Origin of the sequence: Streptomyces sp. NPDC088097 (genome assembly GCF_044741845.1) — a bacterium.
In the GTDB taxonomy this organism is placed as follows: Bacteria; Actinomycetota; Actinomycetes; order Streptomycetales; family Streptomycetaceae; genus Streptomyces.
In genome coordinates this window covers 19,884-45,375 of the sequence record NZ_JBIUTJ010000019.1, presented here as the reverse complement: position 1 = coordinate 45,375, position 25,492 = coordinate 19,884, and the positions used below count along the sequence as shown (strand labels likewise).

Here is a 25,492-nt window from a genome sequence, read left to right as displayed (position 1 = left end):
TCAGGCGGTCGTCGCGGCGAGTTCGGCGTCGCGGGCGGAGGTGTGCCGCATGAAGTCGATCCGCAGGAACTCCTCGTTGCGGGCGGGCGGCGCGATCTGCACGAATTGGCCGCTGTCCTCGAAGACCACCCCGAGCGCCCGCCACCGCGCCAGTACCTCCCTCAGGGCGTCCTCGCCCACGTGGTGGTCCCCGTGCAGCTTTCGGGCGGCCGCCTTCACCGTGTGCGGTTGGTCGAGCAGCCTGAAGAGGGCCAGCTCGAACGGGTCGGTCAGCTCCATGTGCGTCCAGTCGAAGGCCCGGCGCCTGCTGACCAGGACGATCCGGTCCTCCAAGTCGCAGTGGGTGAGGCGGCTGCCGGAGTAGTTGCGCTTCCAGTGCGAGATGCCCTTGTCCAGGCGGGCGACGACGTCCTCGCCGATCCCGCGCGGCGGCACGTCGAACACGTACGCCAGGTCGAACATCTCGGCGTCGGGGAGGTCGTAGGTGAGCCGGTACGGTTCGGCGGCGCGCAGTTCGGAGAATCCGAGCCCGGGGTTGTTGAAGTACGGGCTGAACCGCTCGATCGCGATCCGGGAGGACGGACCCACCGGTGGGTTGAGGTGCTCCAGCGCGGCGAGTTGGGCCACCACGTCGTCGTAGTCCTCGGCGTCCTCGCCGGGGAATCCGTGCAGGTAGTTCCATGCCACCGAGAGTCCGACGGTGGCGGCGTCGCGGAGCATCCGGACGTTCTGCCCGCCGGTCACGCCCTTGTCCATCAGTGTCAGCACCCGGCTGTTGAGGCTCTCGATGCCCGGTTGGACGAAGATCAGGCCCGCGTCGGCGAGGGTCTGGAGCTGCTTCTGCCGCATGTTGGACTTGATCTCGATGTGCATGCGCAGGTCGAACCCGCTGTCGATGATGCGCGGCAGCACCGTGTTCACGTACCCCATGTCCAGGATGTTGTCGACGACGTACATGTCCAGGACCCGGTGCCTGCGGGCCAGTTCGATGATCTCGTCGTAGAACACGTCCGGGCTCTTGCTGCGGAACTGCATGAACGAGCCGTTCAGTCCGCAGAAGGTGCAGTGGTGCTTCTCGCCCCACCAGCAGCCCCGCGCGCCCTCGACCACCAGCTTGGGCTCGACCCAGTTCCGTGCGTGGGAGGAGGCGAGCCGCTCGAAGTAACCGGCGTAGTCCGGAGGCAGGATGGAGGCGGGCGGCAGCGGCTTGGTGCTCATGGCATTGACGACGGACGTGCCGTCCGTGTCGCGCCGGCACAGCCCGGGTACCTCCGACAGCGGCTCGTCGGCGTCCAGTGCCTTCAGCAGCGCGGGGAACGACACCTCTCCCTCGCCGCGCAGCACGTAGTCGACGAAGGGAAAGTTGCGGTGGACGGCCTCGCCCTGCTTGCCGTCGCAGTTGGCGCCACCCATGGCCGTCGCGATGTGCGGGGCGAGGCGCTTGACGTACTTGGCGGCCGCCAGGGCGGCCGTGTTCTGCTGGAACGTCGAGGTGAAACCGACCACGTCCGGGGCGAGTTCGACGATGCGTTCGGCGATGTGCTGAACGAAGTCGGGCGCGGACACGTGCAGCGCCTTCGTCATCTCCATGCGAGCCCCGCGGACCCGGCCTCTCATCGCTTCGGTGAACTCCGGAACCCGCCACTCGGGGTCGTCGTAAAGGGCCGAGGAGAAAACCCAGTCGCCGCAGCCGAGGAAATAGGATCCGAGCGCGTAGTAAGAGTAGTCCTCCAGGGTGAATTCCGTGTTCTTGGTGATCCAGTCCACGTATTCGAGATTGGCGTGGAGGACGTCCGCCGTTCCGTTCGGAACGCGCTCGTCGACACTGCGTTTGAGAATTCCGAGAGCCAGCGACGGGAGGTCGATCGGGGCCCAGGGCATGTTCACCAGGAGTACGCGCATGGCTGGCCTCTTCTCATGTGATCGGGGTGCGAATGCGGGTGCGGGTGCGGGTGCGGGCGCGGGTGCGGAGTCAGGTGTCGAGTCGGTCGTCGAGTCGGTCTCGGGTCCGTCGTCGGGTCGGGCATGCGCCGGATTGGTCGGGGCCGGTCGCGCACCAGGTGCGGAACCGGCCCCCAGGTGCTACTTGTCCTCGTCTTCCATCTCCTCCGCGGAGCGGAGGTAGACGACGACGCCGACGCCCGGCTTGCGGCTCTCCTCGTCGCCGTCGAGCGGGTCGCCGTGGATGATGTCCTTCTGCATGATGTTCACCTCCTCTCCGGGTGCGGGGACGGCTCGGCCCGCTCGGGTGCCGGAGGCAGCCCGCGGCCGAGAAATCTGAGGGACCGCCGGATGACGGCCAGGTGGTCCGCGCCGTCGTAGCCGTCGTGGCCCGAGTCCAGCCACATCAGCTCGTGGGCCACACCACCGGCACGCAGCACCTCCAGGTACGCCTCGACCTGTTCCGGCGGGCACTTGGCGTCCCGCCGCGCGGCGACGACCAGCAGCGGGGAGCGGATGGCGGCCGCGTACGAGGACGGGGAGGCGTGGGCGTAGGCCTCGGGCACCTCGTCCGGAGTGCCGCCGAACAGGGCGGTGTCCAGCGCCTGGAGGGCGGGGGTGGAGTGCCGGAACGCCGTGACGCAGTCGGCGAGCGGTTTGACGGCGACCCCGACGTTCCACAGGTCCGGACGGGTTCCCATGGCCAGCAGCGTCAGATAGCCGCCCCACGAGGTGCCGCACAGGCCCACGGCGCCCTCGCGGCCGATGCCCCGGTCCAGCAAGTCGGCCCGGGCCCGCACCAGGTCGGCGACCTGGGTGTGGCCGACTCCCTCGGAGTAGGCGGAGCGCCAGCGCGGTCCGTAGCCCGTCGAGCCCCGGTAGTTGACCCGGGCCACGGCGTAGCCCGAGCCCACGAGGGCCTGCACCATGGGGTCGTAGGCGTCACGGTCGTGATCGGCGGGGCCCCCGTGGACGAGGAAGACCAGGGGGTACGGCGCGGGCCGGTCGGCGGGTGTGGTGACGAAGGTGTGCACCGGGCCGTCGGGCCCGGGCGTCCACAGGTCTTGGCGCCGGCCGAACCGGGGGAGGCGCCACTGGCTCTGCCCGGGCAGCGGCGCACCCGACAGGGACAGCGCGCGCGGCACGTTCACCGCGTCGGTCCAGATGAAGTGCACGTCACCGTCGGCGGCCGGTGACGCGTCCAGGATGCTGCCCTCCGGGGTGGGCACCGGGGTCAGCTCGCGGCGGTCCAGATCGGCGGTGAACAGCCGGCTACGGCCGTGCCGGTCCTGCCGGAGCAGGACCCGCGCCCCACCCGGGCCCGGGTACCAGCGGGCGGTCGTCTCGGTGTCGAACGAGCACCACGACAGCAGCTCCACGCCGCGCCCGGGGGCCCAGGTGCCGAGGTGGTAGCGGCCGGCCCGCTCCCGCATGACCAGCAGCAGGGTACGACCGGGCGTCGGGCCGGGTGACGACGGGGAGCCGGATGACGAAGCGGATCCGAGTAACGGCGGGGTACCGGGTCGTGACGTGGATCCGGGTAAGGGCGGGGTGTCGGGCAACGGCGGGGTGTCGGGCAACGGTGCGAGGGCGGGCGCGAAGCCGAGCGCCCAGGTGCGTTCCCCGGTGCCGGAGAGCACCGCGGCGGTGGTCCCGTCCGGGCGCAGCAGCGTCACGGCGCGCGCGGAGTGCGCGGGCCCGGACACCGCCAGCAGCCCGCCGTCCGGTGCCAGGTCGCAGAGCGTCCCGGATTCCGTCGTGTGCAGGACGGACGTGGCGGTGCCCCCGCGCCGCCCCACATGGATGCCGAGTCCCTCGGGACCGCGGATGCCGACGGCCACCATGCCCCCTGCCGCCAGGGCCAGTCCGGCGGGCCGTCCGTACGGCACCCCGGTCAGCGCCGGACGGTCCGGGCCGCCGTCGAAGTCCTGGGTGCGCCAGCCGCCGCTGCCGCCGGGGTCCTCGTCGAACCACCAGACGGCGTCGTCCTCGTCGATGGCGCACAGCAGTGTGCCGTGCGGACGGTCCGTCAACTGCCGTCCGACGCCGGTGGAGCGGTCCCACGTGAAGATCTCGCAGCGGCCGTCGGCGTCCCCGGTGTACACCATCCGGTCCGGGTGCCGGGGGCCGGCCACCGGCAGTACCGGCCGGTAGACGCCGTAGGTGCGCGCGGCCGCTTTCGGCGGGGCCGGAGTCACGGCGCCTCCCCTGTCACGAGCCCGGCCCTGACGGTCGCGTACAACGCCAGCCCGGCGAATGCGCCCGCGCAGCCGAGTGCCACCGTACGACCCCCGTACGCCGCCACCAGGACCCCCGCGGCCAGCGGCGAGAGCACCGCGACGGCTTGGCCGGCGGTGCCCAGCACCGTCCCCATCCGGGCCAGCAGCCGGTCGGGCGTGACCAGCATCGCCCGGGTCTGCACCACGACGACCACGGACGGCACGATCAGCGACACCCCGCCCAACAGCAGCCCGTAGGCCCAGGTCCGGGAGGCGAAGGCGAGCCCGGCGGCGGTGGGCACCATGGCCCACGACGCACCCGTCACGATCCGGGCCGGCGGAACCCGCCGCACCAGCCACGGCGGGGCCAGCGCGCCCAGCAGCCCGCCGACGCCCGCCAGGGTGAGGATGAGCCCGATCGAGGAGGGGCCGGCCCCCCGGGCGTGGGAGGCGAACACCGCGTGGAAGTACAGCGCGCCGAGCAGCGCGTTGATCCCGGCGGTCCACACCACGACGAAGCGCAGGAAGGGCTCGGCGCACACGAAGCGCAGCCCTTCGGCGAGGTCGCGGGTGAACGACGGGGGCGGACCGTCCCGTTCGGGTGTCAGGTCCGTGCGGATCGCCTTGCTCAACACCGCCACGAGCAGGAACGACACCGCGTCCGCGAGCAGCGGGACCCACCGCGCCAACTGGTAGAGCACCCCGCCCAAGGTCGGGCCGACGATCTGCACGCCCTGGTCCCGCGCCTGGAGGTACCCGATCGCCCGGGAGTACCCCTCGGGCGGCACCAGCCGTCGGATCGTCCCCGAGGCCGCCGCCCCGTAGGTGGCGCCGGCGGCCTGCTCGACGACGGCCGCGAGGAGGACGTGGACGAGGACGACGTGGCCGAGGGCCACGGCCACGAACACCGATCCCATGGCGCCCGCCGCGACCAGGGCCGCCACGTACATCATCGGCTTGCGCGGCCACCGGTCGGCGTACACGCCCGCGACCGGTGCGACCACCAGGCCGCTGACCAGTGCCACCGAGGCGACGAGTCCGGCGAGTCCGGCGGGATATCCGGCGCCCAGCAGGATCAGCGGGAGAAAGAGGGAGGACGCGCAGGTGCCGAGGCCGTCGACGGCACCCGCCGTCCAGAAGAGCGTGAAGTCCCGTCTACGGAATGGGGACGAGGACGGGGCTTCGGGTAATAAAGGGCCGGAGTGTTTTACTTTCTCATCGGCCTCGCCCATCAAGAATTCCGCCCCGAGGGTATTGCCGACGCTAACGCACCCACAATGCCCCCTTTGATAAGCGGACTTACGGCCTTGAGGGTTGCGATCGTATCGAACGGAGGCACCTGTCACAACACCCGCGTTCGAATGGAATTCTTGATCAAGGAATCAGATTTTCCGGTGTGCCGGGCAACTGATTCCCTCCCCACGAGGTGTGCTTGCCGCGCACGCGAGGAGCGTGTGGGGGGAGTGCGCCGGTCTCGGCATGCTCCCCACGCGCTCAGCGTGCGGAGTCGTCGGCTCCGAGGGGGCGGGTCGGGCGTGTGTGTGCGATCCGAGCGGCGGGGTCGGCCGCCCGACCGGCGGTAGCGGGGTGCGCCCGTGCGGCCGGTTCGTCGTTGCGGCCGGAGTGGCCCGGGTGGTCGGTGTGGCCCGCGTGGCGGTGTTGCCAGTACGGGTTGTCGTGGGGGAGCTTGCTCGAAACGCGGCCGTACATCCCGAAGGTCATGATGATCAGCCCCATGACGAAGCTGAACATCACGTTCGTCATGCCGAAGCCCAGGATGTTGGCGCCCTTGTCGAGGATGAAGATGTGTGCGAACCCGCTGATCAGGAACAGGGCCCCCACCGTGATGTTGAGGCTGGAGGCGAAGTTCCCGCCGACGAAGGCGCCCGCGGCGAGTGCGAGCCCGACGACGACGGAGATCACGCTGAGCGCGGTGTTGGTGGCCAGGCCCGCGATGGTCTCGCCGTAGGTGTCGAAGGGGCTGAGGGCGTTGGCGAATCCAAGGACCCCGAACCCGATCAGGACCAGGCCACAGAGCAGGGCGCCGTACCGGTAGACGGTCGCCAGTCGATGGTTGATGGGTAGCTCGTCACTCATCTTCACGGGGACTCCTCGGGTGTCTTTCGTGGGGCGCCGTTCTCACTTCTCGTAGTTCGCGAGGGCCAGGCCGAGGCCGAAGAACGTGGGCGCCCACTCTCCGACGAAGATGCCCCACCGGTCCGCGCGCTCGATGTCCTCGCGACTGTTGGAGGCGAGCCACGATGCGAGAGACAGACCGATGGACAGGGTGGCCGCCAGGTAGGCGTGCTCACTCTTGACCCCTGCGTCGTGCAGCTTCTTGACGATCATGATGGAGTCTCCTTCTGATCGGTGCGGTGTGCGGGAGAAGCGTCGTCCGGGCCTTCGGAGGGGCTCCGGTGGAACCGAACCTATCCACGGGACGAGCGGGTGGCGATTTGCACCCTTTGTGCATCGTTTCCCGTGCGGGGATGTCGTGGAATGGCGGGTAGGGGCAGCGCATGGACACACAAAGTTTTGACGACTTCGTTTCACCCGGATCCGCGGCCGGTAGGGCGTCGGTGTGGTGGCTGAGGGGCCTGGACCGCGTCGAGCAGTCGACCAAGGCGGACCCGGTGATCCGGGTGCTGCAGAAGCGGATCCGCTCTCTGCCGTTGGGCGGGGCCCGTGATCTGCTCCGTGGACGGCCGCTGGGTCACCCCGTCCACCCCGTTCTGGTGCAGGTGCCGATCGGCTGTTGGTTGTCGGCCGCGGTGGCGGACTTCGTACCGGGATCCCGGCGTGTGGGGACGGTCCTCACGGCGGTGGGGCTGGCCGGTGTGGCGCCGGCGGCGGTGGCGGGTTGGGTCGACTGGGCGGATCTGCCACCGGAGCAGGCCCGGGTGGGGCTCGCGCACGCGGCCTCCAACGCGGTGGCGGTCACCTGCTACGCGGCCGCCCTGGCGAACCGCCTGGGCGGTCGCTCCGCGAAGGGCCGGCTGTGGTCGGCGGCCGGACTGGCGGCTGTGGCCCTCACCGGGGCGCTGGGCGGACACGTGGCGTACCGGCGGGCGGTCGGCGCCGATCAGTCCGGGCTCTAGGGGGTGTCTGCGGCGGTGCCCCGGCCCCGCTCCGGCCGTGGGCCTCGTGGCACATCGGCTGGGGGCGGGGTCCTCGTCGTGGATGCGGCCCTGGCCGTCGGAGTTCCGTGACGCCTGTCAGAGGAGCAGGCGTGAGGCCAGGTCGCGGACGGTTGCCATGTCGCTGAAGGGGAGCAGCTCCTCGCCGACGATCTGGTGCGGTTCGCTGCCCTTTCCGGCGATGAGGACGATGTCCTCGGGCTGAGCCGCGGACAGGGCGAGGGCGATGGCCCGGCGGCGGTCGGCGGAGCGTTCGTAGGGTGTCCCGGTGGCCTCGATGCCGGGGGTGATCTGGTCCAGGATCGCCTCGGGGTTCTCGGTGCGGGGGTTGTCCGAGGTCAGGACGCACAGGTCGGAGTGGGTGCCGGCGATGCGGCCCATTTCGGCGCGCTTGGTGGTGTCGCGGTCCCCGCCGCAGCCGAAGACGGTGATGATCCGGCCCCGGGCGAAGCCGCGGATGGCCGTGAGGACCTTGTCGAGGGAGTCGGGCGAGTGCGCGTAGTCCACGATCACCGAGGTGCCCGCGGAGGTCACGAAGCGCTCGAACCGACCCGGTACGGGGGGCATTTGGGCGAGCGCGGCGACCAGTCCGTCCAGGTCGTGCCCGAGGACGTGGCAGGCCGCGACGGCCGCCAGCCCGTTGGACACGGAGAAGCGGCCCGGGACCGGGATCGCCGCCGGGTACGCCCGGCCGGCGTGGTGCAGGGTGAACCGGGTGCCCGAGGCGTCCGCGATCAGATCCGTGGCCCGGAAGTCCGCCTGCTCGTCGAGGCCGTAGGTCGTCACCGCGTCCGGCATCATCGCGCGGATGCCGGCTCCCACGGCGTCGTCCACGTTGACCACGGCGTGTCGGCACAGCCCCTGGAACAGCCGCAGTTTGGCGTCCGTGTAGTGGGCCATCGTGCCGTGGTCGTCCAGGTGGTCCTGGGTGAGGTTGGTGAAGACGCCGACGTCGACGAAGGTCCTGTCCATCCGGTACGTCTGCAGCGCCATCGAGGTGGCCTCCAACACCACGCTGCCGGTGCCCCGGTCCCGCATGCGGCCCAGGAGGTACTGCAGGTCGGGCGATTCCGGTGTGGTCAGCACGGAGGGCGGCATCGGGATCACCTCGTCGCCGATCCGGCTGCCCGCCGTACCGATCACGCCCACCGAGGCGCCCTCGGAGATCCTCAGGAGCGACTCGACCATGTAGGAGATGGACGTCTTCCCGTTGGTACCGGTGACGGCCACCAGGTCCATGTGCCGGCCCGGCTCGCCGAAGTAGCGGGAGGAGACGACCGCGGCCGCCTTGCGGGTGTCGGGCACCCGTACGACGCACACCGCGGGCAGCAGCTCCCGCCCCGGGGGCGCGGCGGCGGCGCCCGCCGCGTCGACGAGGACCGCGACCGCCCCGCGCGCGAGCGCCGCACCGATGGAGGCGGGGCCGCCGCCACGATGGCCGGGTACGGCGATGAAGAGCGACCCCGGCACCACCCGCTCGACGTCGAAGGTGGTGCCCGCGGTGATTCCCGTCGCCTCGGTGTCGCCCTGGATGACGTGGTGCTCATGGCCGGTCAACAACCCGCTCAACTTCACGGTGGTCCCTTCGAAGACGGCTACGGCCCGGGTGTGCGGCCCTCGCCTGGAGGCAGCGCCGACGGAGCATCGGGGCTGCGGTGGTGCGGTGGGAAGGGGTGATGCGTCGCCCGCGAGGCGGCGGTGGCCGGTCGGGGGCGCGGTGAGGGCCGGGCTGCCGCGAGGGTCCCGTCGCGGAAGCGGTGCGGCGGGAGCGAGTGAGCGCGGGCGCGGTGGGGAAGCGCTAGCCGTGGCCGTGCAGGGCGCCGCGGCCGACCGTGGGGGCCTGGCCGTCGGCGGCGGTCCGGGGGCTGACGCCCGCCCGACGCGCGCGGGCCGCACGCGCGGCGGGTGCGGCCTGCGGCAGGCCCTCTCCCGTGACGCTTCGTGTGCGGTTCATGGACCGAGTGTACGTGCGCTCGCGCGACCCGTACGCCGCGTCGGCGTACGGAGCCTCCGGCATGCCGGGCGGGCCCGCATCGAGGGCGTCCGGCGACGGTTCGGCAGACCCCGGTAGACCGGTCACTCACGGGGACACCGTGGAGGGCAGGCTTCTCGTCACGCGCGGCAAACCGGCCCCGGGGCGCGGGTCTCATGAGGCAGCCGTCGCCGCAGCCGCCACCCGGACGCCCGTTCAATTCCGCCGCGGCCCCGGCCTCCGCCGGCCGTCCCGTCGCCTACGTGGGCAGTGCCGCCGTGAGATCGACCTCGACCAGCTGCCCGGAAAAGCCGAGCCGCGTGACTCCCAGCAGCGTGCTCGCGGTGGTGAACGCGGGTCCGATCACCGAATCGGTGAGGCGCCGCCAGGCCGAGCCCAGGACCGTGACATCGGCGCTGACCACATAGATCACCGAACGGACGACGTGATCGGGCCGGGCACCGACCGCGCTCAGGGCGATCAGGGAGTTGGCGGCCACCTGGTCGATCTGCGCGTCGAGATCACCCGGACCCACCAGCGCGTCGGAACGATCAAGAGGGCACTGCCCGGCCAGGAAGGCCGTCCGGCCCGCCTCCACCACCGTGATGTGGTGATAACCCGGGGTCGGTTGGAGTTGAGCAGGGTTGATTCGAGTGATCTCGGCTGTCATGGGGGCGAGTCTGCCGATCAGGCAGATGACGTGCATCGGGTTTTCATCCGCCACACCCGCCGGTCGTCGATCGCGGGCTCGGCTCCCCTCCACGAACTCCCGCGGAGCCCCTGCCCCCATCCAGTCCGAGGGTGCGGCGCACAGTTCGCCGGTTAGTAAGTGAACCGTCATTTATAAACGTGCTACGTTCGCGTCCGAAGGGAGGAACGCATGCCAAGACCACGCACCATCAGCGACGTCGAGATCCTCGCCGCCACCGGGCGGGCCATCGGCGCTCACGGCCCCGGCAGGCTCACCCTCGCGCAGGTCGGCGCCGAGGCCGGAATTTCCCCGGCGACGCTGTCTCAGCGCTTCGGGTCCAAGCGGGGGCTGCTGCTCGCGTTCGCCGCGGGCGCCGCCGCGACCGCCGCCGATCCCTACCGCAGGGCGCGGGCCGCGTACGACTCACCGGTGGCGGCGCTGCACGCCGTCGCCGACGAGTTCGCCGGGCACATGTCCACCCCCGAGGAGATGGCCAACCATCTCGGAATGCTCCAACTCGACCTCTCCGATCCCGAGTTCCGCCTCCATGCCGCCGCGCACACCCGCGCGGTCGACGCGGCGTTGCGAGAGCTGCTCGCCGACGCCGTCGCCGGTGGCGAGCTCCCGACGGACACGGACGTGCCACGCCTGGCGCGCGCGGTCCAGATCACCACCGACGGCTCACTTCTGCGGTGGGCCCTCACCGGCGACGGCGATCCCGCCACCCTTCTCCACGACGACCTCGACCACCTGCTCAGGAGGACCCGGTGACCTTCCGCTCCACCGTCTTCATCGGTACCAGCCTCGACGGCCACATCGCCCGCTCCGACGATGACATCGAGTGGTTGACCTCGCGCGGCGAGAAGGCCGGCGACCTGGGCTTCTTCGAGTTCCTCGACACGGTCGACGCCGTGATCATGGGCCGCAACACCTACGACAAGGTCATCGGCTTCGGCGAGGAGAACTGGCACTACGGCGGCCGTCACGTCGGCGTCCTGAGCACCACCCTCCCCGAGGACGTCGACCCGCGCGTCACCGTCTACCGCGACATGGGCAGTCTCGTCGCCGACCTCGACCAGCGCGGAATCAAGCACGTCTACCCCGACGGCGGCCGCCTCGTCCAGACCTTCATCCGCGCCGGACACGTCGACCGGTTCGTCATCAGCGTCGCCCCGGTCCTCATCGGCACCGGTCACCGGCTCTTCGGCGAACTCCTTCAGGACGTACCCCTGCGCCTGGACTCCGTCACCGACATCGGCGGCTTCGCACAGTTGCGGTACACCGTGGAGAAGTAGCGGCAGATCCGCACGGGCCGACGAAGCGGCACGGGAACGGGGCGGCGGCATCGCTTGGAGGGGCGGCGCGGTTACGCGGCGACGGCCCGGCGTGCCCGCACGTCCGTGACGCGCTGGTACAGCGGGCAGGTCAGGGCGCCCAGGAGGAAGCCGTACGCGGCCACGAGGCCGTGGCCGTTGGACTGCGCGCACCACATGGCGAGCCCCAGTACGGGGACGGCCGCGGCCAAGAGGACCTCCTTGCGTTCGGACCGGGCGCGGCCGGTCCGGACGGCGCGTACGAGGAGGGCGGCGGCCAGGGTCGCGCCGAGGAAGTAGGTGGCGCCCGAACTGCCCGCGAAATTGCGCGGATCGGTGCTGTGCTGGCCGCCGGCGCCCAGCAAGGCGTCGATGTGCTCGGGCAGGACGATCCCCGCGAGGAACAGCCCCAGAGTGAGGGGCGTACCCCACCACCAGGTGGCCAAGGCGGCGATGACGGCGAGCGTGGCGATGTTCCAGGCACCGCCGAACAGGCCGCCGTTCTGCATGAAGACCGAGGTGAACTCCCGCCACCAGCCGGACTTGGCCGGGTCGGCGTCGAGGGCGTCCATCGCACCGGACCAGCCGATCTGCACCGCCACCCCGACGAGCGCGATCCCGGTCAAGACCACCGCCGCCCACGGCACGCTCCGCCCGCGCGCTCCGCCCTCTCCCAGCAGGGCCGAGCCGCCCTTGAACATCAGGACCATCAACGCCGCCGTGGTCACGTTGAACACCAGAGCGCCCACCGCCACCACCCCCCTTCAGTCGCCATCGCCGCTTGCGAGAGCGACAGTAGCCCGCCCGCCACTCAAATTCAAACAGTGTTAGAAAATGCGGGGTAGAGTGGTCCCATGAAGTTGACCAAGGAGCGGATCATCGACGCCGGTATGGCGGTGTTCGCCGAATCCGGCTACCACGGGCTGTCCATGAGGGGAGTCGCGCAGCGACTCGACGCCCAGGCGGGAAGCCTCTACTACCACGTCCCCAACAAGAGCGCCCTGGTCCGGCTGATGGCCGACCGCGTCGCCCGCCAGGCGTACGAGGCCGCCGGCACCGCCCTGGACGGACTGCCCGCCGGGGCGGACTGGCGACAGCGCATCGAAGCCCAGCTCACGACGCTCCGCGCGAGCATCCGCAGCCACCCGGGGGGTGCGGTCATGCTCGCCGACAGCCCCAAGGTCCTCAGCCCCGGCGCACTGTCCCTGATGGAACGACTCCTTGAGACCCTGCGCGAGGCCCGCGTCCCCGCCGAACACCGGGGCGTCGGCGCCGACATGCTGCTCAGCCACGTCACCGGCTTCGTCCTTCAAGAACAGAGCCAGACGCACACGATCACCATCAGCGCCGAAGACGTCACCGCCATGCGCGAGCGCTTCCCGATGACCATGACCGAAGCCGGAACCCTCACCGAGGACGAGAAGTTCCTCCGCAGCGTCCGGCTGTTGTGCGCGGGGCTCGAAACGCTCATCGAGCGCGCCCCGGAGTAGACGCCGGACGCGCCCGTCAGAGCGCGAAGCGGTCCGGGTCGGCCGCCTGCCAGTCGGCCGTCCAGTCCTCGGGCGGCGAGGCGAGGAGCTGTCCCGGGGTGAGCCATGCGTACAGGTCCGCGTAGGACCGGACCGTGTGCGCGTCCACCCGCTGGACCAGCTGGTGCGGGCGCAGCCCGGACGGGTCGTCGACCCCCATCGCGGCCATGATCTGCAGGGCGCTCTTGACGGTCGCCTCCTGATAGCGCCGCACCCGCTGCGCCTTGTCGCCGACGTCGAGGGCGCGGGCGCGCCGCTCGTCCTGGGTGGCGACGCCGACGGGGCAGGTGTTCGTGTGGCAGCGCTGGGCCTGGATGCAACCGACCGCGAACATCATGGCCCGCGCGGCATTGGTGTAGTCGGCGCCTTGGAGGAGCCGTTTGACCAGGTCACTGCCCGTGGCGACCTTGCCGCTGGCCCCGATCCGGATCCGGTCGCGCAGCCCCGTGCCGACGAGCGCGTTGTGGACGGTCATCAGCCCCTCCCCGAGCGGCAGCCCGACATTGTCGGCGAATTCGAGGGGTGCGGCGCCCGTTCCGCCCTCCGCGCCGTCGACGATGATGAAGTCCGGCGTGGTGCCCTCCTCCAGCATGGCCTTGCACACGGCGAGGAACTCCCGGCGGGAGCCGACGCACAGCTTGAAGCCGACCGGTTTGCCGTCGGCGAGTTCACGCATCCGGGCCAGGAAGCGCACCAGCTCGCGCGGAGTGGAGTAGACGTGGTGGAAGGGCGGCGACACGATGGTCTTCCCTTGGGGGACGCCGCGTACCTCGGCGATCTCGGCATTGACCTTGGCGCCCGGCAGGACACCGCCGATACCCGGTTTGGCGCCCTGGCTGATCTTCAGTGAGACGCATTTGACCTGTTCGTGCGCGGCCTTCTCGGCGAACTGTCGCGCGTCGAACCGCCCGTCGTCGGTGCGGCACCCGAAGTAGCCGGTGCCGATCTCCCAGATCAGGTCCCCGCCCGGGCGCAGGTGGTACTCCGACAGGCCGCCCTCGCCGGTGTCGTGGGCGAAGCCGCCCAACTGCGCGCCGGCGTTGAGGGCGAGTACCGCGTTGCCCGACAGCGAGCCGAAGCTCATCGCCGACACGTTGAGCAGGGCCATGTCGTACGGGCGGGTGCAGTCGGGTCCGCCGATCCGAACCCGGGGCGGGTCCGTGTGGACCGGCCTCGGCGCCATCGAAGGAGTGAGGTACTCGCTGCCGGGCCTGTACAGGTCGAACTCGGTGCCGAACGGCTCCTCGGCATCGGTGCCCTTGGCCCGCTCGTAGACGATGCTTCGGGTGTCCCGGTCGAAGGGACGCCCGTCGAAGTTCCGCTCGACGAAGTACTGCTGGATCTCCGGCCGCAGGGCTTCCAGGGCAAAGCGGAGGTGCCCGAGCAGCGGATAGTTCCGCAGGATCGAGTGACGACGTTGTACGAGGTCGTACACCGCCACCAGTGCGAGCAGGACCAGGGGGACGGCCAGGACGCCGAACCAGGGCGAGGCAAGGGCGGCGGCGGCCGAGGCACCCAGGGCGAGGAGGGCGAGCAGGACCACGAAAGGTATCTTCAGCACCTCTCGCGTGTGTCCCGAAGTCTCCCCGCCAACCGTCGGGTCGAAGCCGGCCGACGCGCGCCGACCGTTCAGCTCGACGTGCGCCGACCGTCAGCTCGGCGCGCGCGTGCGCCGGTGGATTCCGCTCAGCGGCGGCCGGTCGCCAGGATGACGAGGAACTGGCCGCCGCCCGGCTCGACGTCGGCGGTCACCGGCAGCCCCGGCACCAGTCGGGAGAACCGGTCCACCAGCCAATCCGCCGCTTCCTGGGCGTCCCGCTTGCTCGGACAACGGCCCACCATCTCGCGGCCCCCCTTGCGCTCCAGCCTCGCGGCAACGGCGATTAGCGGCGCGGGTTCGACCACGTACAGGCGGTCGGGCCAGGCGATGACCACCTTGACCGCGCCCTTGCGGCTGTTGCACCCGCGGTGCGCGAGCCGCTCGGCGACCTTGGTCTTCCGCTCGGCGGTCCGGCTGTCCACGCTGGGCCCCTGCGCGTCGTTCACGGACTTGTCGGGGTCGACCGGTTCGTCGCACACCCAGCACCGCCAGCCGTCGCGCTCGGCCACATCATCAAGAAGACTCATCCGAGCAAACTAGCCTGCCCGGACGTCACCTCACGCATCAGGGCCGCGGCAACGGGTGGACGCCACCTCGTCAGGGCCGCCGCACGGCTCCCGGCCGACCCTCACGGCCTCACGGCAGGTTCAGGACGAAGCCGCTGCGGGGAGCGGTCGGCATGCGGGACAAGGGGATGGTCAGGTCTTGGTCGGGCACCTCGTAGTCGAGCCGTGCGAGTTCCGCGGCGAAGGCCGCGAGGGCCGTCACGGTGATGACTTCGGCGGGCCACCGGTGGCTGCCGGCCGGGTCGCCGCCACCTTGGTGGATCAGGTGGTCGAGCGAGACGTTGGCGCTGATGAACCGGTGCGGGTCGAAGCGGTACGGGTGATCCCACAGACCCGGATCGTGGTTCTGACCGTAGATGTCGAGCAGGATCAGGCTGCCCTTCCGTATCTCCTTGCCCCGCCAGGTCAGGTCGCGGGCGGCGAGGCCGCCGACGAACGGGGTGAAGGGATAGAAGCGCCGTACCTCGTGGGCGAACGCCTCGGCGTACGCGCCCTCGGTGTCGGAGTTCAGACGGTCCCGGTGGTGCGGCCGGCGGTACAGGGCGTGGGCGGCGAAGACCGCGAACCAGGCGATGGCGACCGTCGGCCGGATGACGTTCAGCAGTTCCGCCGCGGCCATGCGCGGGGCCAGGAGGGCGCCGTCCGCGCCACGGTGCCACGCCACCGCCTCCAAGGCCGACTTCTTGGCGTCGACCTCAGGCCCGTCGCGCACGTTGACGATCAGGGCGGCGAGAACCTTCTCCTGACGGTCGCGGGCCCGGCGGGCGCGCAGGTGCCTGAGGCCCGGGGAGGCGAACCCGTCGACCATGGCCGTGCAGTCACGTGCCAGCGCGGCGGTCCCGGCTTCGGAGAGTGGGAGACCGGCCCAGTCACAGACGGCCCGGGCGAGAACCGTGGCGGCCTCGTCGAAGAGGACCACCCGGCCTCGCTCCCAGCCGGCGACCGCCTCGCGCCACCGCCAGGTGACATGGCCACCGAACGCCGCGATGCCCGTCTGGTCCTTGAGGAGGGCGAAGAACAGCTCCTCGCGGACCCGGTGCGCACCGCCGGCGACGGCGTCTACGGCGCCCTGCCCGAACAGGGTGTCGAGGACCGGATCGGGCAGCGCCGCCGTCCGTAGGACGTGGCGCTCGTCGTAGAAGAACCCGACAGCCTCCGGGCCGCGCAGGGCGATGGTCGGCCGCCCCAGCAGCCGGGTCCTGAACGCGATGTCCGACGTCACGCGCATCCGGTTGGGCAGCCAGGCGTAACCGCTGGTCAGGAGCCCGACCGTACTGTCACTGAAGGAAGGCATGCCGCGCGGATACCCGGGCGCCACCCGGGGATGCACGTCGCTTCCGCCGCCCGAACGGTCGGACGACGTACGCGCCTTTCGAGACGTCCCGGGTTGGTAGGAGCGGCCCCCACCGGGTAGAGCGTGTGGAGGGCGGGTCGTGGCGGTCGGGGCGTCGGGCCCGGTCGCGGGCGCCGCCCGCACGATCATGGAGCGGTGGGCCCCGTCGGGGTCCCGACCAGTACGGAGGAGCGAACGGATGCCGAATGAGCGAGCGGGGCAGCAGGCGCGAGCCGGGGACCTCATCGACGTGTCCCGCCTGGTGACCGCGTACTACGCCCTGCACCCGGACCCCGCCGATCCGGCCCAGCGCGTCAGTTTCGGCACCTCGGGCCACCGGGGTTCGTCCCTCGACACGGCCTTCAACGAGGACCACATCGCCGCGACGAGCCAGGCCATCTGCGAGTACCGGGCCCGCCAGGGCGTGGACGGGCCGCTGTTCCTCGGCGTCGACACGCACGCGCTGTCCGAACCCGCCCGGGTCACGGCCCTGGAGGTCTTCGCCGCCAACGGCGTGAGCGTCCTCGTCGACACCGCCGACGGGTACACCCCCACCCCCGCGGTCTCCCACGCCATCCTGACCCACAACCGCGGCCGCACCGCGGCCCTGGCGGACGGGGTGGTCGTCACCCCCTCGCACAACCCGCCCGGCGACGGCGGGTTCAAGTACAACCCGCCCCATGGCGGACCCGCCGGGTCCGAGGCGACCGGCTGGATCCAGGACCGCGCCAACGAGATCATCACCGGCGGCTCGAAGGAGGTGCGGAGGGTGCCCTACGCGCGGGCCCTCGCGGCCGCCACCACCGGTGGGTACGACTTCCTCGGCACCTACGTCCGCGACCTCCCCTCCGTACTGGACCTGGACGCCGTCCGAGCGGCGGGCGTGCGCATCGGCGCCGATCCGCTGGGTGGCGCCTCCGTGGCCTACTGGGGGCGCATCGCCGAGGAACACCGCCTGGACCTGACCGTCGTCAATCCGGAAACCGACCCCACCTGGCGCTTCATGACGCTGGACTGGGACGGCAAGATCCGGATGGACTGCTCCTCCCCGTACGCGATGGCCTCGCTGATCGAGGGCAGGGACCGCTTCGACCTCACGACCGGCAACGACGCGGACGCCGACCGGCACGGCATCGTCACCCCGGACGGCGGGCTGATGAACCCCAACCACTACCTCGCCACCGCGATCGACTACCTCTACCGCCACCGCGAGGGCTGGCCGGACGCCGCGGGCATCGGCAAGACGCTCGTGTCCTCGCGGATGATCGACCGGGTGGCCGCCGACCTCGGCCGCGAACTGGTCGAAGTACCCGTCGGCTTCAAGTGGTTCGTGGACGGACTGGCCGACGGCACCCTTGGGTTCGGCGGCGAGGAGTCCGCCGGCGCCTCCTTCCTGCGCCGCGACGGCTCGGTGTGGACGACCGACAAGGACGGCATCCTGCTCGCCCTGCTCGCCTCGGAGATCCTGGCGGTGACGGAACAGAGCCCCTCCGAGCGGTACGCCGCGCTCACCGCCCGGTTCGGCGAGCCCGCCTACGCGCGCATCGACGCACCGGCCACCCGGGAGGAGAAGGCCGTGCTGAGCCGGCTCTCCCCGGACCAGGTCACCGCGGACACCCTGGCCGGAGACCCGGTCACCGGCGTACTGACGAGCGCCCCGGGCAACGGCGCGGCGTTCGGCGGGATCAAGGTGAGTACCGACCGCGCCTGGTTCGCGGCGCGCCCCTCGGGCACCGAGGACGTGTACAAGATCTACGCGGAGTCGTTCGACGGCCCCGAGCACCTCGCCGAGGTCCAGGAAGCGGCACGGTCCGTGGTCTCGACGGCGCTCTCCGCCTGACCCGGTGGCGGCCGGGGGAGCCGGGCCCCGGCTTCCCCGGCCGTGCTCCTCACGCGGTTCCCCCGCCCGCGCGTGCCCGGTTCAGGGCATGAGGGGTTCAGGGCATGAGGGGGAGCTTGCCGACGATCTTGTCGACCGGGTTGCGCGGACCGACGATGCTGATCGCGCAGTAGTCCATGTCCTCGGTCCGGGTCTCGCCCACGGCGGCCATGAAGTCGCTGTAGACGCGGGTGCTCTGGGCCGCGGTGGGCACATCGGCCACGAAGACGTCCGGACGGGAGGTCGCCTTCGCCCGGATGGTGCGCAGTGTCGCGGAGTCGGCGACGAGCACCGAGCAGCCCGCCCAGGGCAGGCCCGGGTGCACGGCGCCCGCCCCGTCGGCCGCGCCGTCGCCCAGCAGACCGGGAACCGCGGTCGCCGTGGGGGCGGCGGCACAGATGGCGGCGTTGGCGGCCCGGCCGGGCGGAAGGTCGGAGTTGACGACCACGACCCACTTCAGCCGGGCCTGGCGGGTGGACAGGGAGTAGTCCCTCTCCTCGGGCGCGAAGCCGACCGCTGTCGCCTCGGGAGCGTTCACTGCAGACATGTCATCCTCTTTGCTTGTTCGGTCAAGTGGCGAAGGCCTAGGCAGGTGTGCGGAGCTACGACGTCCGGCCCGAACTTCGTTCGCCGGCTACGAGAGGCCCGGAGGCCCGGCCCCCGAGGCCGCCGAGCACGAGCCCCGTGCCGGACGGCGGGCTGTTCGTTCGTGTGTCCATGGCTCACGAGACTAGGCAAAACTCCGAGCGATGCCGTCGGCGTCCGCACTTCGTACGCCATAAAGTCGATTTCATGGAACTTGATGCGCTGGACCGGGCCCTGTTGCGGGAGCTGCAGAACGATGCACGCCAGACCAATCGGGACCTCGCGGCCAAGACCGGGGTGTCACCCTCCACATCGCTGGAGCGGGTACGGCTGCTGCGCGAGCGCGGCGTGATCACCGGCTACCACGCCGCCCTGGACCTGGACACGGTCGGTCGGCCGGTCCAGGCACTCATCTCGGTACGCATCCGGCCTCCGGCCCGCCCCGTCATCGAGGGGTTCCGGGAATGGGCGGCACGGCTGCCGGAGGTGATCGGCCTGTTCGTCACCTCGGGGGCTCACGACTTCCTCATCCACGTGGCCGTCCCCGACGTGGAGGGCGTGTACGCCTTCGTCATCGACCGCCTCACCGAGCGCCGCGAAGTCGCCGACGTGCAGACCACGATGGTCTACGAGCACGTCCAGTCCCGCTACATCGAGCCAACCCACCCGGACCGCCCCCGCCCCTCACGCAGAGCCCGCTGACCGGCTGGTCCGGAGACGGCCCGCAACACCCCTAGAGCCAGCCGTGCTGCGCGGCCTTCAGTCCCGCTTCGAAGCGGCTGGAGGCGTTGAGGCGTTCCATGAGCGCGGCCATCTGTCTGCGGACGGTACGCATGGAGATGCCCAGGTGCCGGCCGGCGTTCTCGTCGGTCATTCCGGTCGAGAGGAGCCTCAGCAGTTCCTTCTCGCCGGGAGTGAGCCCGCTCCGGGTGTCCTGCGGCTGACTGGTGCCGAGCGGGACGGCGGTGTGCCAGGTCTGTTCGAAGAGGGCGATCAGGGACGCCACGATGCCGGGCTCCCGGGTGCACAGCGCACCCAGTCGGCTGTTCGTGGGGTCGATGGGCACGATCGCGACCTCGCGGTCGAAGACGAGCAAACGGGGCGGCAGTACGGGACACGTGCGGACCATGCCGCCCTGCTCCGTCATCCACCGGGCGTACGCGTACGTCGCGGGGTCGTTCCTCGCACTGTCCTGGTAGAGGGTCAGCATGGTCACGCCGCGTTCCATCGCCTCTTGGTCCAGCGGGCGCGACGCGTCGAGGCTTGACTGGGACTGCGCCGCACCGGGCATGACGGACAGGCACTCCCGCGTGAGCGACTCCGCGAGTACTTCGAGCTTGGCCTGGATGGCGTCGAGCCCGTCCAGGCGTTCCGTAAGGCTGCCGGGGGAGGGGTGGGCGCGGGCGTACTCGGTCACGGCCCGCGCCGCGGCCACCTTGCCGAGTATCAACTCCTGTTGGCGGCGCAGGAGTTCGTCCTCCTGTCGGCGCAGGATCAGTTCCAGTCCGCGTTCCGGACTGACCGCTCGCAGCGCGCCCGGGTCGTCGCGCGAGGATCGCAAGAGCTGTAGATCGGCGAGCTGGTCCAGGCATGCCCTGACCTCGTTCTCCGAGAGGCCGAGCGCGTCGCACAGTTCGGCGACTCCACCCACGGGGGCGGCGACCATCTCCCGGTAGACCGCCTCTGTGCGACTGTCCAACCCCAAGAACTCCAGCATGCGTTCAGCCCCCCAGCTGTATCGAACAGACCAAGGGTGCCGTCTGTCGCGTGATCTTCTCAAGGCGCGGAAGTGAACCGCAAGCGCGGACGAAACTCCTTTGCCACAAGGAGACTTGGCACCATCCGGCCAGCCCCATTGCTGCCAGGCTGATTGCCTTCCGTGCGGTGGAGCGGTCGAACAGGATGGTGCTCACCGGAAGGGCGGCGGGGAACACACCCCCGCCGGCCGACCGGTCGCAGGGACGCTGAACCGCAACGTTCCGTACGTGACTCAATCGCCGCACAGCCATCCCGGGGGACCGCCATGTCTTGGACCACTCGCCTGCCCGCTGTCACCGCTACCGCCGTCGCGCTGACGCTGTCCGGACTCGCCGCATCCGTGGCACTGAACGGGGCGGTCACCACCGGGGCGACGGGAATCGGCTGGGACGGCAAGCCGGCATCCGCCGTGTCCGCGAGCAGCGGACCGCTCGGCGGCATCGGGTGGGACGACGCCGGAGCCCCGACCGTCACCGTCCAGGGCGCCTCCTTCGACGACGGCATCGGTTGGGACTGAGGCCCTTGCGACTGGTCCACACCCGTCTCTTCAGTGAGGCCGGCGGCGCGGGCACCCGCGACGACGCCCACCTGATGCAGGACCTCCTCTGGGCCCACGCCGGCCCGGAACACGCTGTGGAACACATCCGCGTCCGCGCCGCACCGCACGGCATCGAACTCGTCCTGTTCGTCCGTGCCGAAACCGAAGCCATCGCGACGGCCCGAGCTCGCAGCCTCCTGTCCGGCGCGGTCACGCCGATCAGCGGCCTCGGCTATGTCATCGGCCGCACTTTCGGCTGACGCTCGCCCGGCGGTGTTGAAGTCCCGACCCGAGTCCCGTGTCCGGAGCCGCCCGCAACACCACTCTCATGCGGGGTGGACCCCCCCTTCCCGGTCGTGCCGACCGTTCGGATCGCTGCACCTGCAGGACAGCGATCCCCGCACATCCTTCGCAGTTCCGTCCCTTTGGGCCTGGCGCATCCGCAGGGCCCTCCTCGCTCTCACACCATCAGGATTCTGACATGTACATGGTCACTCGTCTCGCCCTGTCCATCGCGGTCGTCGGTGCGGTCACCGTGCCGACGCTCGGCCAGGCTGTCGCCGACACCCCCAGGCCGAACGCCGCGGTGTCCAGCCCGGCCACGCAGGGTTTCCTGACCGCCTTCACTCCGACCGTGCCCAACCCCACCACCGCCTCCGCGGCGCAGCTGGCCGCCGCCGCCAGATCGGGGAAGGCCGCCGCCTCCGCACCCTTCGGCGCCTTCGCCCTGACCGCGAGCTCCTCGGTGGGCGGCAGCATCAGCCGGGCGGAGGTCATAAGCCGGGCCCAGTCGTGGGTCGACGCCGGGGTGCCGTACAACTGGAACACCTACCGCACGGACTCCAACGGCAGCTACCGCACGGACTGTTCCGGCTTCGTCTCCATGGCCTGGCACCTGGCAGCCTCCGGCGGCAACAACTGGGGTGAGACCACCGGCACGTTGCTGAACTACACCTCCTCGATCGCCAAGGAGTCCCTCAAGCCGGGCGATGTCCTCCTCAACCCCGACTCGGGCGCCGACGGCCACGTCGTCATCTTCAACGGGTGGACCAGCTCCGACCACTCCACGTACGACGCTCTGGAGGAGTCCGGCAGTAGCGGTGCCGTCCGCCACAGCATCCCCTACCCGTACTACAGCGGCCACGGCACCTTCAGCCCCCGTCGCTACGACAACATCCAGGACACCGGAACCGACACCGGTGCGGACATCACGGGTGATGGCAAGGCGGACTTGATGGTGCTGAGTCCGGACGGGTCGGTGGGGTTGCGTCCGGGGTCGGGGACGAGCTTCGGTGGGAGCACGACGGTGTCGTCGGGTTGGCAGAACTTCCTGGGTGGGGCCGGGCAGGGGCGCTTGTACTACGCCGACATCAACGGTGACGGCAAGAAGGACCTGGTGGTGCAGGGTGTCGACGGCACGATCGGTGTGCACCTCAACAACGGTTCGGGGACCAGTTTCGGCGCCAACATCCCCCTGTCGTCGGGTTGGCAGAACTACCTGAGCCAGCCCGGTCAGGGTCGGCTGTCCTTCCCGGACATCAACGGTGACGGCAAGGCCGACTTGGTGATCCAGGGCACTGACGGTTCGATCGCCACGCACCTCGGTTCGGGGACCAGTTTCGGCGCGAACGTCCCGCTCTCCTCGGGTTGGCAGAACTACCTGAGTCAGGCCGGCCAAGGTCGGCTGTCCTTCCCGGACATCAACGGTGACGGCAAGGCGGACCTGGTGATCCAGGGCACCGACGGTTCGATCGCCACCCACCTCGGCTCGGGCACCAGCTTCGGCGCGAACGTCCCCCTGTCCTCCGGCTGGCAGAACTACCTCAGCCAGCCCGGTCAGGGTCGGCTGTACTACGCCGACATCAACGGTGACAAGAAGGCCGACCTGGTGATCCAGGGCACCGACGGCACCGTCGCCACCCACCTCGGCTCGGGCACCAGCTTCGGCGCGAACGTCCCGCTCTCCTCGGGCTGGCAGAACTACCTCAGCCAGCCCGGTCAGGGCACCCTCTCCTTCGAGTAGCCGACACCCTGCCCCGGGGGACCGTCGAGTCCCCCGGGGCGCCGCCTCGTCCAGCCCCGCCCACTCACCCTCCGCACCCTGATGGGAAGAACTCCTGTGTCAACAACCCCCGGTGTCCGCAAGGCCGTCCTCGCCCTGGCCGTCGCCCCTCTCGCGCTCCTGCCGCTGCTCGGCTCCGTTACCGCGCAGGCCGCGTCCGTCACCACCTGGGACAAGGTCGCCGGCTGTGAGAGCGGTGGCAACTGGTCGATCAACACCGGCAACGGCTTCTACGGCGGACTGCAGTTCACCTCCGGTACCTGGAACTCGTACGGTGGAACGGCCTACGCCGCCCGCGCCGACCTGGCGACCAAGCAGCAGCAGATACTCATCGCCGAGAAGGTGCTGGCCTCCCAGGGCGAAGGCGCCTGGCCCACCTGCGGTCCCGCGGCCGGACTGGCCGGCGACCATGCCGACCCGTACCCCCCTGCCTCCATCGGTGCGGACATCACGGGTGATGGCAAGGCGGACTTGATGGTGCTGAGTCCGGACGGGTCGGTGGGGTTGCGTCCGGGGTCGGGGACGAGCTTCGGTGGGAGCACGACGGTGTCGTCGGGTTGGCAGAACTTCCTGGGTGGGGCGGGTCAGGGGCGCTTGTACTACGCCGACATCAACGGTGACGGCAAGAAGGACCTGGTGGTGCAGGGTGTCGACGGCACGATCGGTGTGCACCTCAACAACGGTTCGGGGACCAGTTTCGGCGCCAACATCCCGCTCTCCTCGGGTTGGCAGAACTACCTGAGCCAGCCCGGTCAGGGTCGGCTGTCCTTCCCGGACATCAACGGTGACGGCAAGGCCGACTTGGTGATCCAGGGCACTGACGGTTCGATCGCCACGCACCTCGGTTCGGGGACCAGTTTCGGCGCGAACGTCCCGCTTTCCTCGGGTTGGCAGAACTACCTGAGTCAGGCCGGTCAGGGGCGGCTGTCCTTCCCGGACATCAACGGTGACGGCAAGGCGGACCTGGTGATCCAGGGCACCGACGGTTCGATCGCCACCCACCTCGGCTCGGGCACCAGCTTCGGCGCGAACGTCCCCCTGTCCTCCGGCTGGCAGAACTACCTCAGCCAGCCCGGTCAGGGTCGGCTGTACTACGCCGACATCAACGGTGACAAGAAGGCCGACCTGGTGATCCAGGGCACCGACGGCACCGTCGCCACCCACCTCGGCTCGGGCACCAGCTTCGGCGCGAACGTCCCGCTCTCCTCGGGCTGGCAGAACTACCTCAGCCAGCCCGGTCAGGGCACCCTCTCCTTCGAGTAGCCGACACCCTGCCCCGGGAGGACCCTCCAGTCTCCCCGGGGCACCGGCTCGTTTTGGGCTGTCGGGGACCGAAGGCTCAGATCTCCTTGGTGGCGTTCAGGCGGGCGATGTCCGCGGCGTACGCGGCGGTGCGGACCGTCGAGGTCCCCGACATGTACAGCCCGGTTCCGAGGACGGCGAAGGGGAGGGAGAGGAGGAGGCCGGCGGTTATGGGGCCCCCGTCACGCTCGGCGTCGCCCGGTCCGCCGCTTCGCGGGTGATGTCGGCGTAGAGGCGGAAGAGGACAGGTCGGGCTTCTGCGCCTTCTCGTTCGTGTAGAGCCGCCCAACACCGGGCGATCAGTTCCCGGGCCTGGGCGCCGGCCCAGGGCTGGGGGAGGAGTTGGGGCGGCAACAGCGGGTCGGGCTCCATGGCGCGGGTGAGTTCGGCAGCCAGCTCGACCGCGATGGTGAGGAGTGCGGACGGGGAGAGTTCGGCAGGGCCGGTGAGCCGGGCGAGGCGAGGACGGGCCACGCGGCTCAGCCGGTGGTAGCGGTCGGCGATCTCCGGCAAGGACCACAGGCGGCGGGCGAGTTCGGCAGGCTCTTGGGCGTCGCCCCTGCGCAGGTCCGTCGTGGTGAGGAGGGTGAGCGCGTCGAGGGCGCCGAGACGCCGGGCCGCTTCTTCCACGTACGGTTCCCAGGCGTTGGCGCAGACGTACAGCCCGCCCTGGAGCGGTGCGCCCCCGAGGTGGACGAGCGTCTCGCGCAGCGCGTCACGGGCCGTGCGCGCCGATTCGGGCACCGCGAAGGCGGCCAGGTGCCAGACGCCGTCCCAGGGTGCGAGCCCGGCGTCTTGCCGGAACGCGTGCCGGAGGAAGTCGACGTTGGGGGCCAAGGCGCGCGTGGTGTCCCCGGTCGCGTGCAGCACCGCCTTGCGACCACGGCCCTCGTGGGTGAACCGGCCTTCGGCCACCAGCCGTTTGACGCACAACCGCACCTGCTGGTCGCTCATGCCCAGCGTGTTGGCGACGGTGTAGAGCTCGTCCGCGCCGACACTGCCGTCCTCGCGGATCAGCGCGTGGACGAGCATGCGGGTGGGGACCTCGACGTGGTCCGTCTCGGCGC

General features: G+C 70.7%; 25 protein-coding genes. 10 read left to right on the top strand and 15 right to left on the bottom strand.

The features are described 5' to 3' along the window. The 5 genes from ACIOD1_RS32050 to ACIOD1_RS32030 form a co-directional block, all read right to left on the bottom strand. Window positions 1-1,902: a RiPP maturation radical SAM C-methyltransferase gene (locus ACIOD1_RS32050; RefSeq protein ID WP_401906305.1), complete on the bottom strand. Its 1,902-nt coding sequence runs from the start codon at window positions 1,900-1,902 to the stop codon at window positions 1-3. A 305-nt stretch (window positions 1,903-2,207) separates the two neighbouring features. Continuing rightward, window positions 2,208-4,139: an alpha/beta hydrolase family protein gene (locus ACIOD1_RS32045; RefSeq protein WP_401906304.1), complete on the bottom strand. Its 1,932-nt coding sequence runs from the start codon at window positions 4,137-4,139 to the stop codon at window positions 2,208-2,210. Beyond that, complete coding sequence (locus tag ACIOD1_RS32040; protein ID WP_401906303.1) at window positions 4,136-5,392, bottom strand: MFS transporter; 1,257 nt, start codon at window positions 5,390-5,392, stop codon at window positions 4,136-4,138. Before ACIOD1_RS32040 ends, ACIOD1_RS32045 begins: the two co-directional genes overlap by 4 nt. A 262-nt stretch (window positions 5,393-5,654) precedes the next feature. After that, window positions 5,655-6,263 (bottom strand): DUF4383 domain-containing protein, encoded by a 609-nt coding sequence (locus ACIOD1_RS32035; protein ID WP_401906301.1) that lies wholly within the window; start codon window positions 6,261-6,263, stop codon window positions 5,655-5,657. A gap of 36 nt (window positions 6,264-6,299) precedes the next feature. Beyond that, window positions 6,300-6,509: a hypothetical protein gene (locus ACIOD1_RS32030; protein ID WP_365627950.1), complete on the bottom strand. Its 210-nt coding sequence runs from the start codon at window positions 6,507-6,509 to the stop codon at window positions 6,300-6,302. A 170-nt stretch (window positions 6,510-6,679) separates the two neighbouring features. Between ACIOD1_RS32030 and ACIOD1_RS32025 the strand changes: the two genes are divergently transcribed. Then, the gene (locus ACIOD1_RS32025; protein WP_401906299.1) at window positions 6,680-7,258 is read left to right on the top strand and encodes a DUF2231 domain-containing protein; all 579 of its coding nucleotides are present in this window, start codon (window positions 6,680-6,682) and stop codon (window positions 7,256-7,258) included. Window positions 7,259-7,375: 117 nt separating this feature from the next. Here the strand turns inward: ACIOD1_RS32025 and ACIOD1_RS32020 are convergent, their stop codons facing one another. From ACIOD1_RS32020 to ACIOD1_RS32010, 3 genes are all read right to left on the bottom strand, one after another. Then, complete coding sequence (locus ACIOD1_RS32020; RefSeq protein WP_365627944.1) at window positions 7,376-8,872, bottom strand: UDP-N-acetylmuramoyl-L-alanyl-D-glutamate--2,6-diaminopimelate ligase; 1,497 nt, start codon at window positions 8,870-8,872, stop codon at window positions 7,376-7,378. Window positions 8,873-9,095: 223 nt separating this feature from the next. Beyond that, window positions 9,096-9,251 (bottom strand): hypothetical protein, encoded by a 156-nt coding sequence (locus ACIOD1_RS32015; protein ID WP_365627942.1) that lies wholly within the window; start codon window positions 9,249-9,251, stop codon window positions 9,096-9,098. Window positions 9,252-9,528: 277 nt separating this feature from the next. Continuing rightward, a complete protein-coding gene (locus ACIOD1_RS32010) occupies window positions 9,529-9,939 on the bottom strand; it encodes a RidA family protein (protein WP_365627939.1) in 411 nt (136 codons plus the stop codon). A 210-nt stretch (window positions 9,940-10,149) separates the two neighbouring features. Here ACIOD1_RS32010 and ACIOD1_RS32005 point away from each other — a divergent pair, with 210 nt between their 5' ends. Beyond that, window positions 10,150-10,731, top strand: a complete 582-nt coding sequence (locus tag ACIOD1_RS32005; RefSeq protein ID WP_365627936.1) for a TetR/AcrR family transcriptional regulator — start codon at window positions 10,150-10,152, stop codon at window positions 10,729-10,731. Beyond that, window positions 10,728-11,255 carry a dihydrofolate reductase family protein gene (locus ACIOD1_RS32000; RefSeq protein ID WP_365627933.1) on the top strand — a complete coding sequence of 176 codons (528 nt, stop codon included), beginning with the start codon at window positions 10,728-10,730 and terminating at the stop codon, window positions 11,253-11,255. The genes ACIOD1_RS32005 and ACIOD1_RS32000 overlap by 4 nt, the downstream gene beginning before the upstream one ends. A gap of 71 nt (window positions 11,256-11,326) precedes the next feature. On the opposite strand, the gene ACIOD1_RS31995 is transcribed toward ACIOD1_RS32000, so the two are convergent. Beyond that, the gene (locus ACIOD1_RS31995) at window positions 11,327-12,022 is read right to left on the bottom strand and encodes a hypothetical protein (RefSeq protein WP_365627930.1); all 696 of its coding nucleotides are present in this window, start codon (window positions 12,020-12,022) and stop codon (window positions 11,327-11,329) included. 105 nt (window positions 12,023-12,127) lie between these two features. Here ACIOD1_RS31995 and ACIOD1_RS31990 point away from each other — a divergent pair, with 105 nt between their 5' ends. Continuing rightward, window positions 12,128-12,763 carry a TetR/AcrR family transcriptional regulator gene (locus ACIOD1_RS31990; protein ID WP_365627927.1) on the top strand — a complete coding sequence of 212 codons (636 nt, stop codon included), beginning with the start codon at window positions 12,128-12,130 and terminating at the stop codon, window positions 12,761-12,763. 16 nt (window positions 12,764-12,779) lie between these two features. On the opposite strand, the gene ACIOD1_RS31985 is transcribed toward ACIOD1_RS31990, so the two are convergent. The 3 genes from ACIOD1_RS31985 to ACIOD1_RS31975 all read right to left on the bottom strand — a co-directional run bounded on the left by ACIOD1_RS31985 (window position 12,780) and on the right by ACIOD1_RS31975 (window position 16,262). After that, window positions 12,780-14,360 carry an FMN-binding glutamate synthase family protein gene (locus ACIOD1_RS31985; protein ID WP_401906428.1) on the bottom strand — a complete coding sequence of 527 codons (1,581 nt, stop codon included), beginning with the start codon at window positions 14,358-14,360 and terminating at the stop codon, window positions 12,780-12,782. Window positions 14,361-14,488: 128 nt separating this feature from the next. After that, on the bottom strand, window positions 14,489-14,929 hold the full coding sequence (locus tag ACIOD1_RS31980; protein WP_401906297.1) for a hypothetical protein: 441 nt from the start codon (window positions 14,927-14,929) through the stop codon (window positions 14,489-14,491). 109 nt (window positions 14,930-15,038) lie between these two features. After that, complete coding sequence (locus ACIOD1_RS31975) at window positions 15,039-16,262, bottom strand: cytochrome P450 (protein ID WP_401906294.1); 1,224 nt, start codon at window positions 16,260-16,262, stop codon at window positions 15,039-15,041. A gap of 238 nt (window positions 16,263-16,500) precedes the next feature. Here ACIOD1_RS31975 and pgm point away from each other — a divergent pair, with 238 nt between their 5' ends. Next, window positions 16,501-18,141 (top strand): phosphoglucomutase (alpha-D-glucose-1,6-bisphosphate-dependent), encoded by a 1,641-nt coding sequence (gene pgm / locus ACIOD1_RS31970; protein ID WP_401906292.1) that lies wholly within the window; start codon window positions 16,501-16,503, stop codon window positions 18,139-18,141. A 97-nt stretch (window positions 18,142-18,238) separates the two neighbouring features. Here the strand turns inward: pgm and ACIOD1_RS31965 are convergent, their stop codons facing one another. Continuing rightward, the gene (locus tag ACIOD1_RS31965; RefSeq protein ID WP_401906291.1) at window positions 18,239-18,727 is read right to left on the bottom strand and encodes a DUF2000 domain-containing protein; all 489 of its coding nucleotides are present in this window, start codon (window positions 18,725-18,727) and stop codon (window positions 18,239-18,241) included. Window positions 18,728-18,972: 245 nt separating this feature from the next. Between ACIOD1_RS31965 and ACIOD1_RS31960 the strand changes: the two genes are divergently transcribed. Next, the gene (locus tag ACIOD1_RS31960; RefSeq protein ID WP_365627912.1) at window positions 18,973-19,467 is read left to right on the top strand and encodes an Lrp/AsnC family transcriptional regulator; all 495 of its coding nucleotides are present in this window, start codon (window positions 18,973-18,975) and stop codon (window positions 19,465-19,467) included. Window positions 19,468-19,498: 31 nt separating this feature from the next. On the opposite strand, the gene ACIOD1_RS31955 is transcribed toward ACIOD1_RS31960, so the two are convergent. Continuing rightward, complete coding sequence (locus tag ACIOD1_RS31955) at window positions 19,499-20,482, bottom strand: LuxR C-terminal-related transcriptional regulator (protein ID WP_365627909.1); 984 nt, start codon at window positions 20,480-20,482, stop codon at window positions 19,499-19,501. 306 nt (window positions 20,483-20,788) lie between these two features. Here ACIOD1_RS31955 and ACIOD1_RS31950 point away from each other — a divergent pair, with 306 nt between their 5' ends. The 4 genes from ACIOD1_RS31950 to ACIOD1_RS31935 all read left to right on the top strand — a co-directional run bounded on the left by ACIOD1_RS31950 (window position 20,789) and on the right by ACIOD1_RS31935 (window position 24,386). Beyond that, the gene (locus ACIOD1_RS31950; RefSeq protein WP_401906289.1) at window positions 20,789-21,040 is read left to right on the top strand and encodes a hypothetical protein; all 252 of its coding nucleotides are present in this window, start codon (window positions 20,789-20,791) and stop codon (window positions 21,038-21,040) included. Between the two features lie 5 nt (window positions 21,041-21,045). Beyond that, entirely contained in the window at window positions 21,046-21,321 is a 276-nt protein-coding gene (locus ACIOD1_RS31945; RefSeq protein WP_401906286.1) for a hypothetical protein, read from the top strand. Between the two features lie 221 nt (window positions 21,322-21,542). Next, window positions 21,543-23,084, top strand: a complete 1,542-nt coding sequence (locus ACIOD1_RS31940; protein WP_401906284.1) for an FG-GAP-like repeat-containing protein — start codon at window positions 21,543-21,545, stop codon at window positions 23,082-23,084. Window positions 23,085-23,180: 96 nt separating this feature from the next. Beyond that, window positions 23,181-24,386, top strand: a complete 1,206-nt coding sequence (locus ACIOD1_RS31935; RefSeq protein WP_401906282.1) for a transglycosylase family protein — start codon at window positions 23,181-23,183, stop codon at window positions 24,384-24,386. A 207-nt stretch (window positions 24,387-24,593) separates the two neighbouring features. Here the strand turns inward: ACIOD1_RS31935 and ACIOD1_RS31930 are convergent, their stop codons facing one another. Beyond that, entirely contained in the window at window positions 24,594-25,457 is an 864-nt protein-coding gene (locus ACIOD1_RS31930) for a PaaX family transcriptional regulator C-terminal domain-containing protein (protein WP_401906427.1), read from the bottom strand. Window positions 25,458-25,492: the final 35 nt, after the last annotated feature.

Coding starts and splice junctions, on each gene's coding strand:
- ACIOD1_RS32050 (WP_401906305.1), bottom strand. CDS start 1,902: ATGCGCGTACTCCTGGTGAACATGCCCTGGGCCCCGATCGACCTCCCG.
- ACIOD1_RS32040 (WP_401906303.1), bottom strand. CDS start 5,392: ATGGGCGAGGCCGATGAGAAAGTAAAACACTCCGGCCCTTTATTACCC.
- ACIOD1_RS32030 (WP_365627950.1), bottom strand. CDS start 6,509: ATGATCGTCAAGAAGCTGCACGACGCAGGGGTCAAGAGTGAGCACGCC.
- ACIOD1_RS32025 (WP_401906299.1), top strand. CDS start 6,680: ATGGACACACAAAGTTTTGACGACTTCGTTTCACCCGGATCCGCGGCC.
- ACIOD1_RS32015 (WP_365627942.1), bottom strand. CDS start 9,251: ATGAACCGCACACGAAGCGTCACGGGAGAGGGCCTGCCGCAGGCCGCA.
- ACIOD1_RS32010 (WP_365627939.1), bottom strand. CDS start 9,939: ATGACAGCCGAGATCACTCGAATCAACCCTGCTCAACTCCAACCGACC.
- ACIOD1_RS32005 (WP_365627936.1), top strand. CDS start 10,150: ATGCCAAGACCACGCACCATCAGCGACGTCGAGATCCTCGCCGCCACC.
- ACIOD1_RS31990 (WP_365627927.1), top strand. CDS start 12,128: ATGAAGTTGACCAAGGAGCGGATCATCGACGCCGGTATGGCGGTGTTC.
- ACIOD1_RS31980 (WP_401906297.1), bottom strand. CDS start 14,929: ATGAGTCTTCTTGATGATGTGGCCGAGCGCGACGGCTGGCGGTGCTGG.
- ACIOD1_RS31975 (WP_401906294.1), bottom strand. CDS start 16,262: ATGCCTTCCTTCAGTGACAGTACGGTCGGGCTCCTGACCAGCGGTTAC.
- pgm (WP_401906292.1), top strand. CDS start 16,501: ATGCCGAATGAGCGAGCGGGGCAGCAGGCGCGAGCCGGGGACCTCATC.
- ACIOD1_RS31965 (WP_401906291.1), bottom strand. CDS start 18,727: ATGTCTGCAGTGAACGCTCCCGAGGCGACAGCGGTCGGCTTCGCGCCC.
- ACIOD1_RS31960 (WP_365627912.1), top strand. CDS start 18,973: ATGGAACTTGATGCGCTGGACCGGGCCCTGTTGCGGGAGCTGCAGAAC.
- ACIOD1_RS31955 (WP_365627909.1), bottom strand. CDS start 20,482: ATGCTGGAGTTCTTGGGGTTGGACAGTCGCACAGAGGCGGTCTACCGG.
- ACIOD1_RS31950 (WP_401906289.1), top strand. CDS start 20,789: ATGTCTTGGACCACTCGCCTGCCCGCTGTCACCGCTACCGCCGTCGCG.
- ACIOD1_RS31940 (WP_401906284.1), top strand. CDS start 21,543: ATGTACATGGTCACTCGTCTCGCCCTGTCCATCGCGGTCGTCGGTGCG.
- ACIOD1_RS31930 (WP_401906427.1), bottom strand. CDS start 25,457: ATGCTCGTCCACGCGCTGATCCGCGAGGACGGCAGTGTCGGCGCGGAC.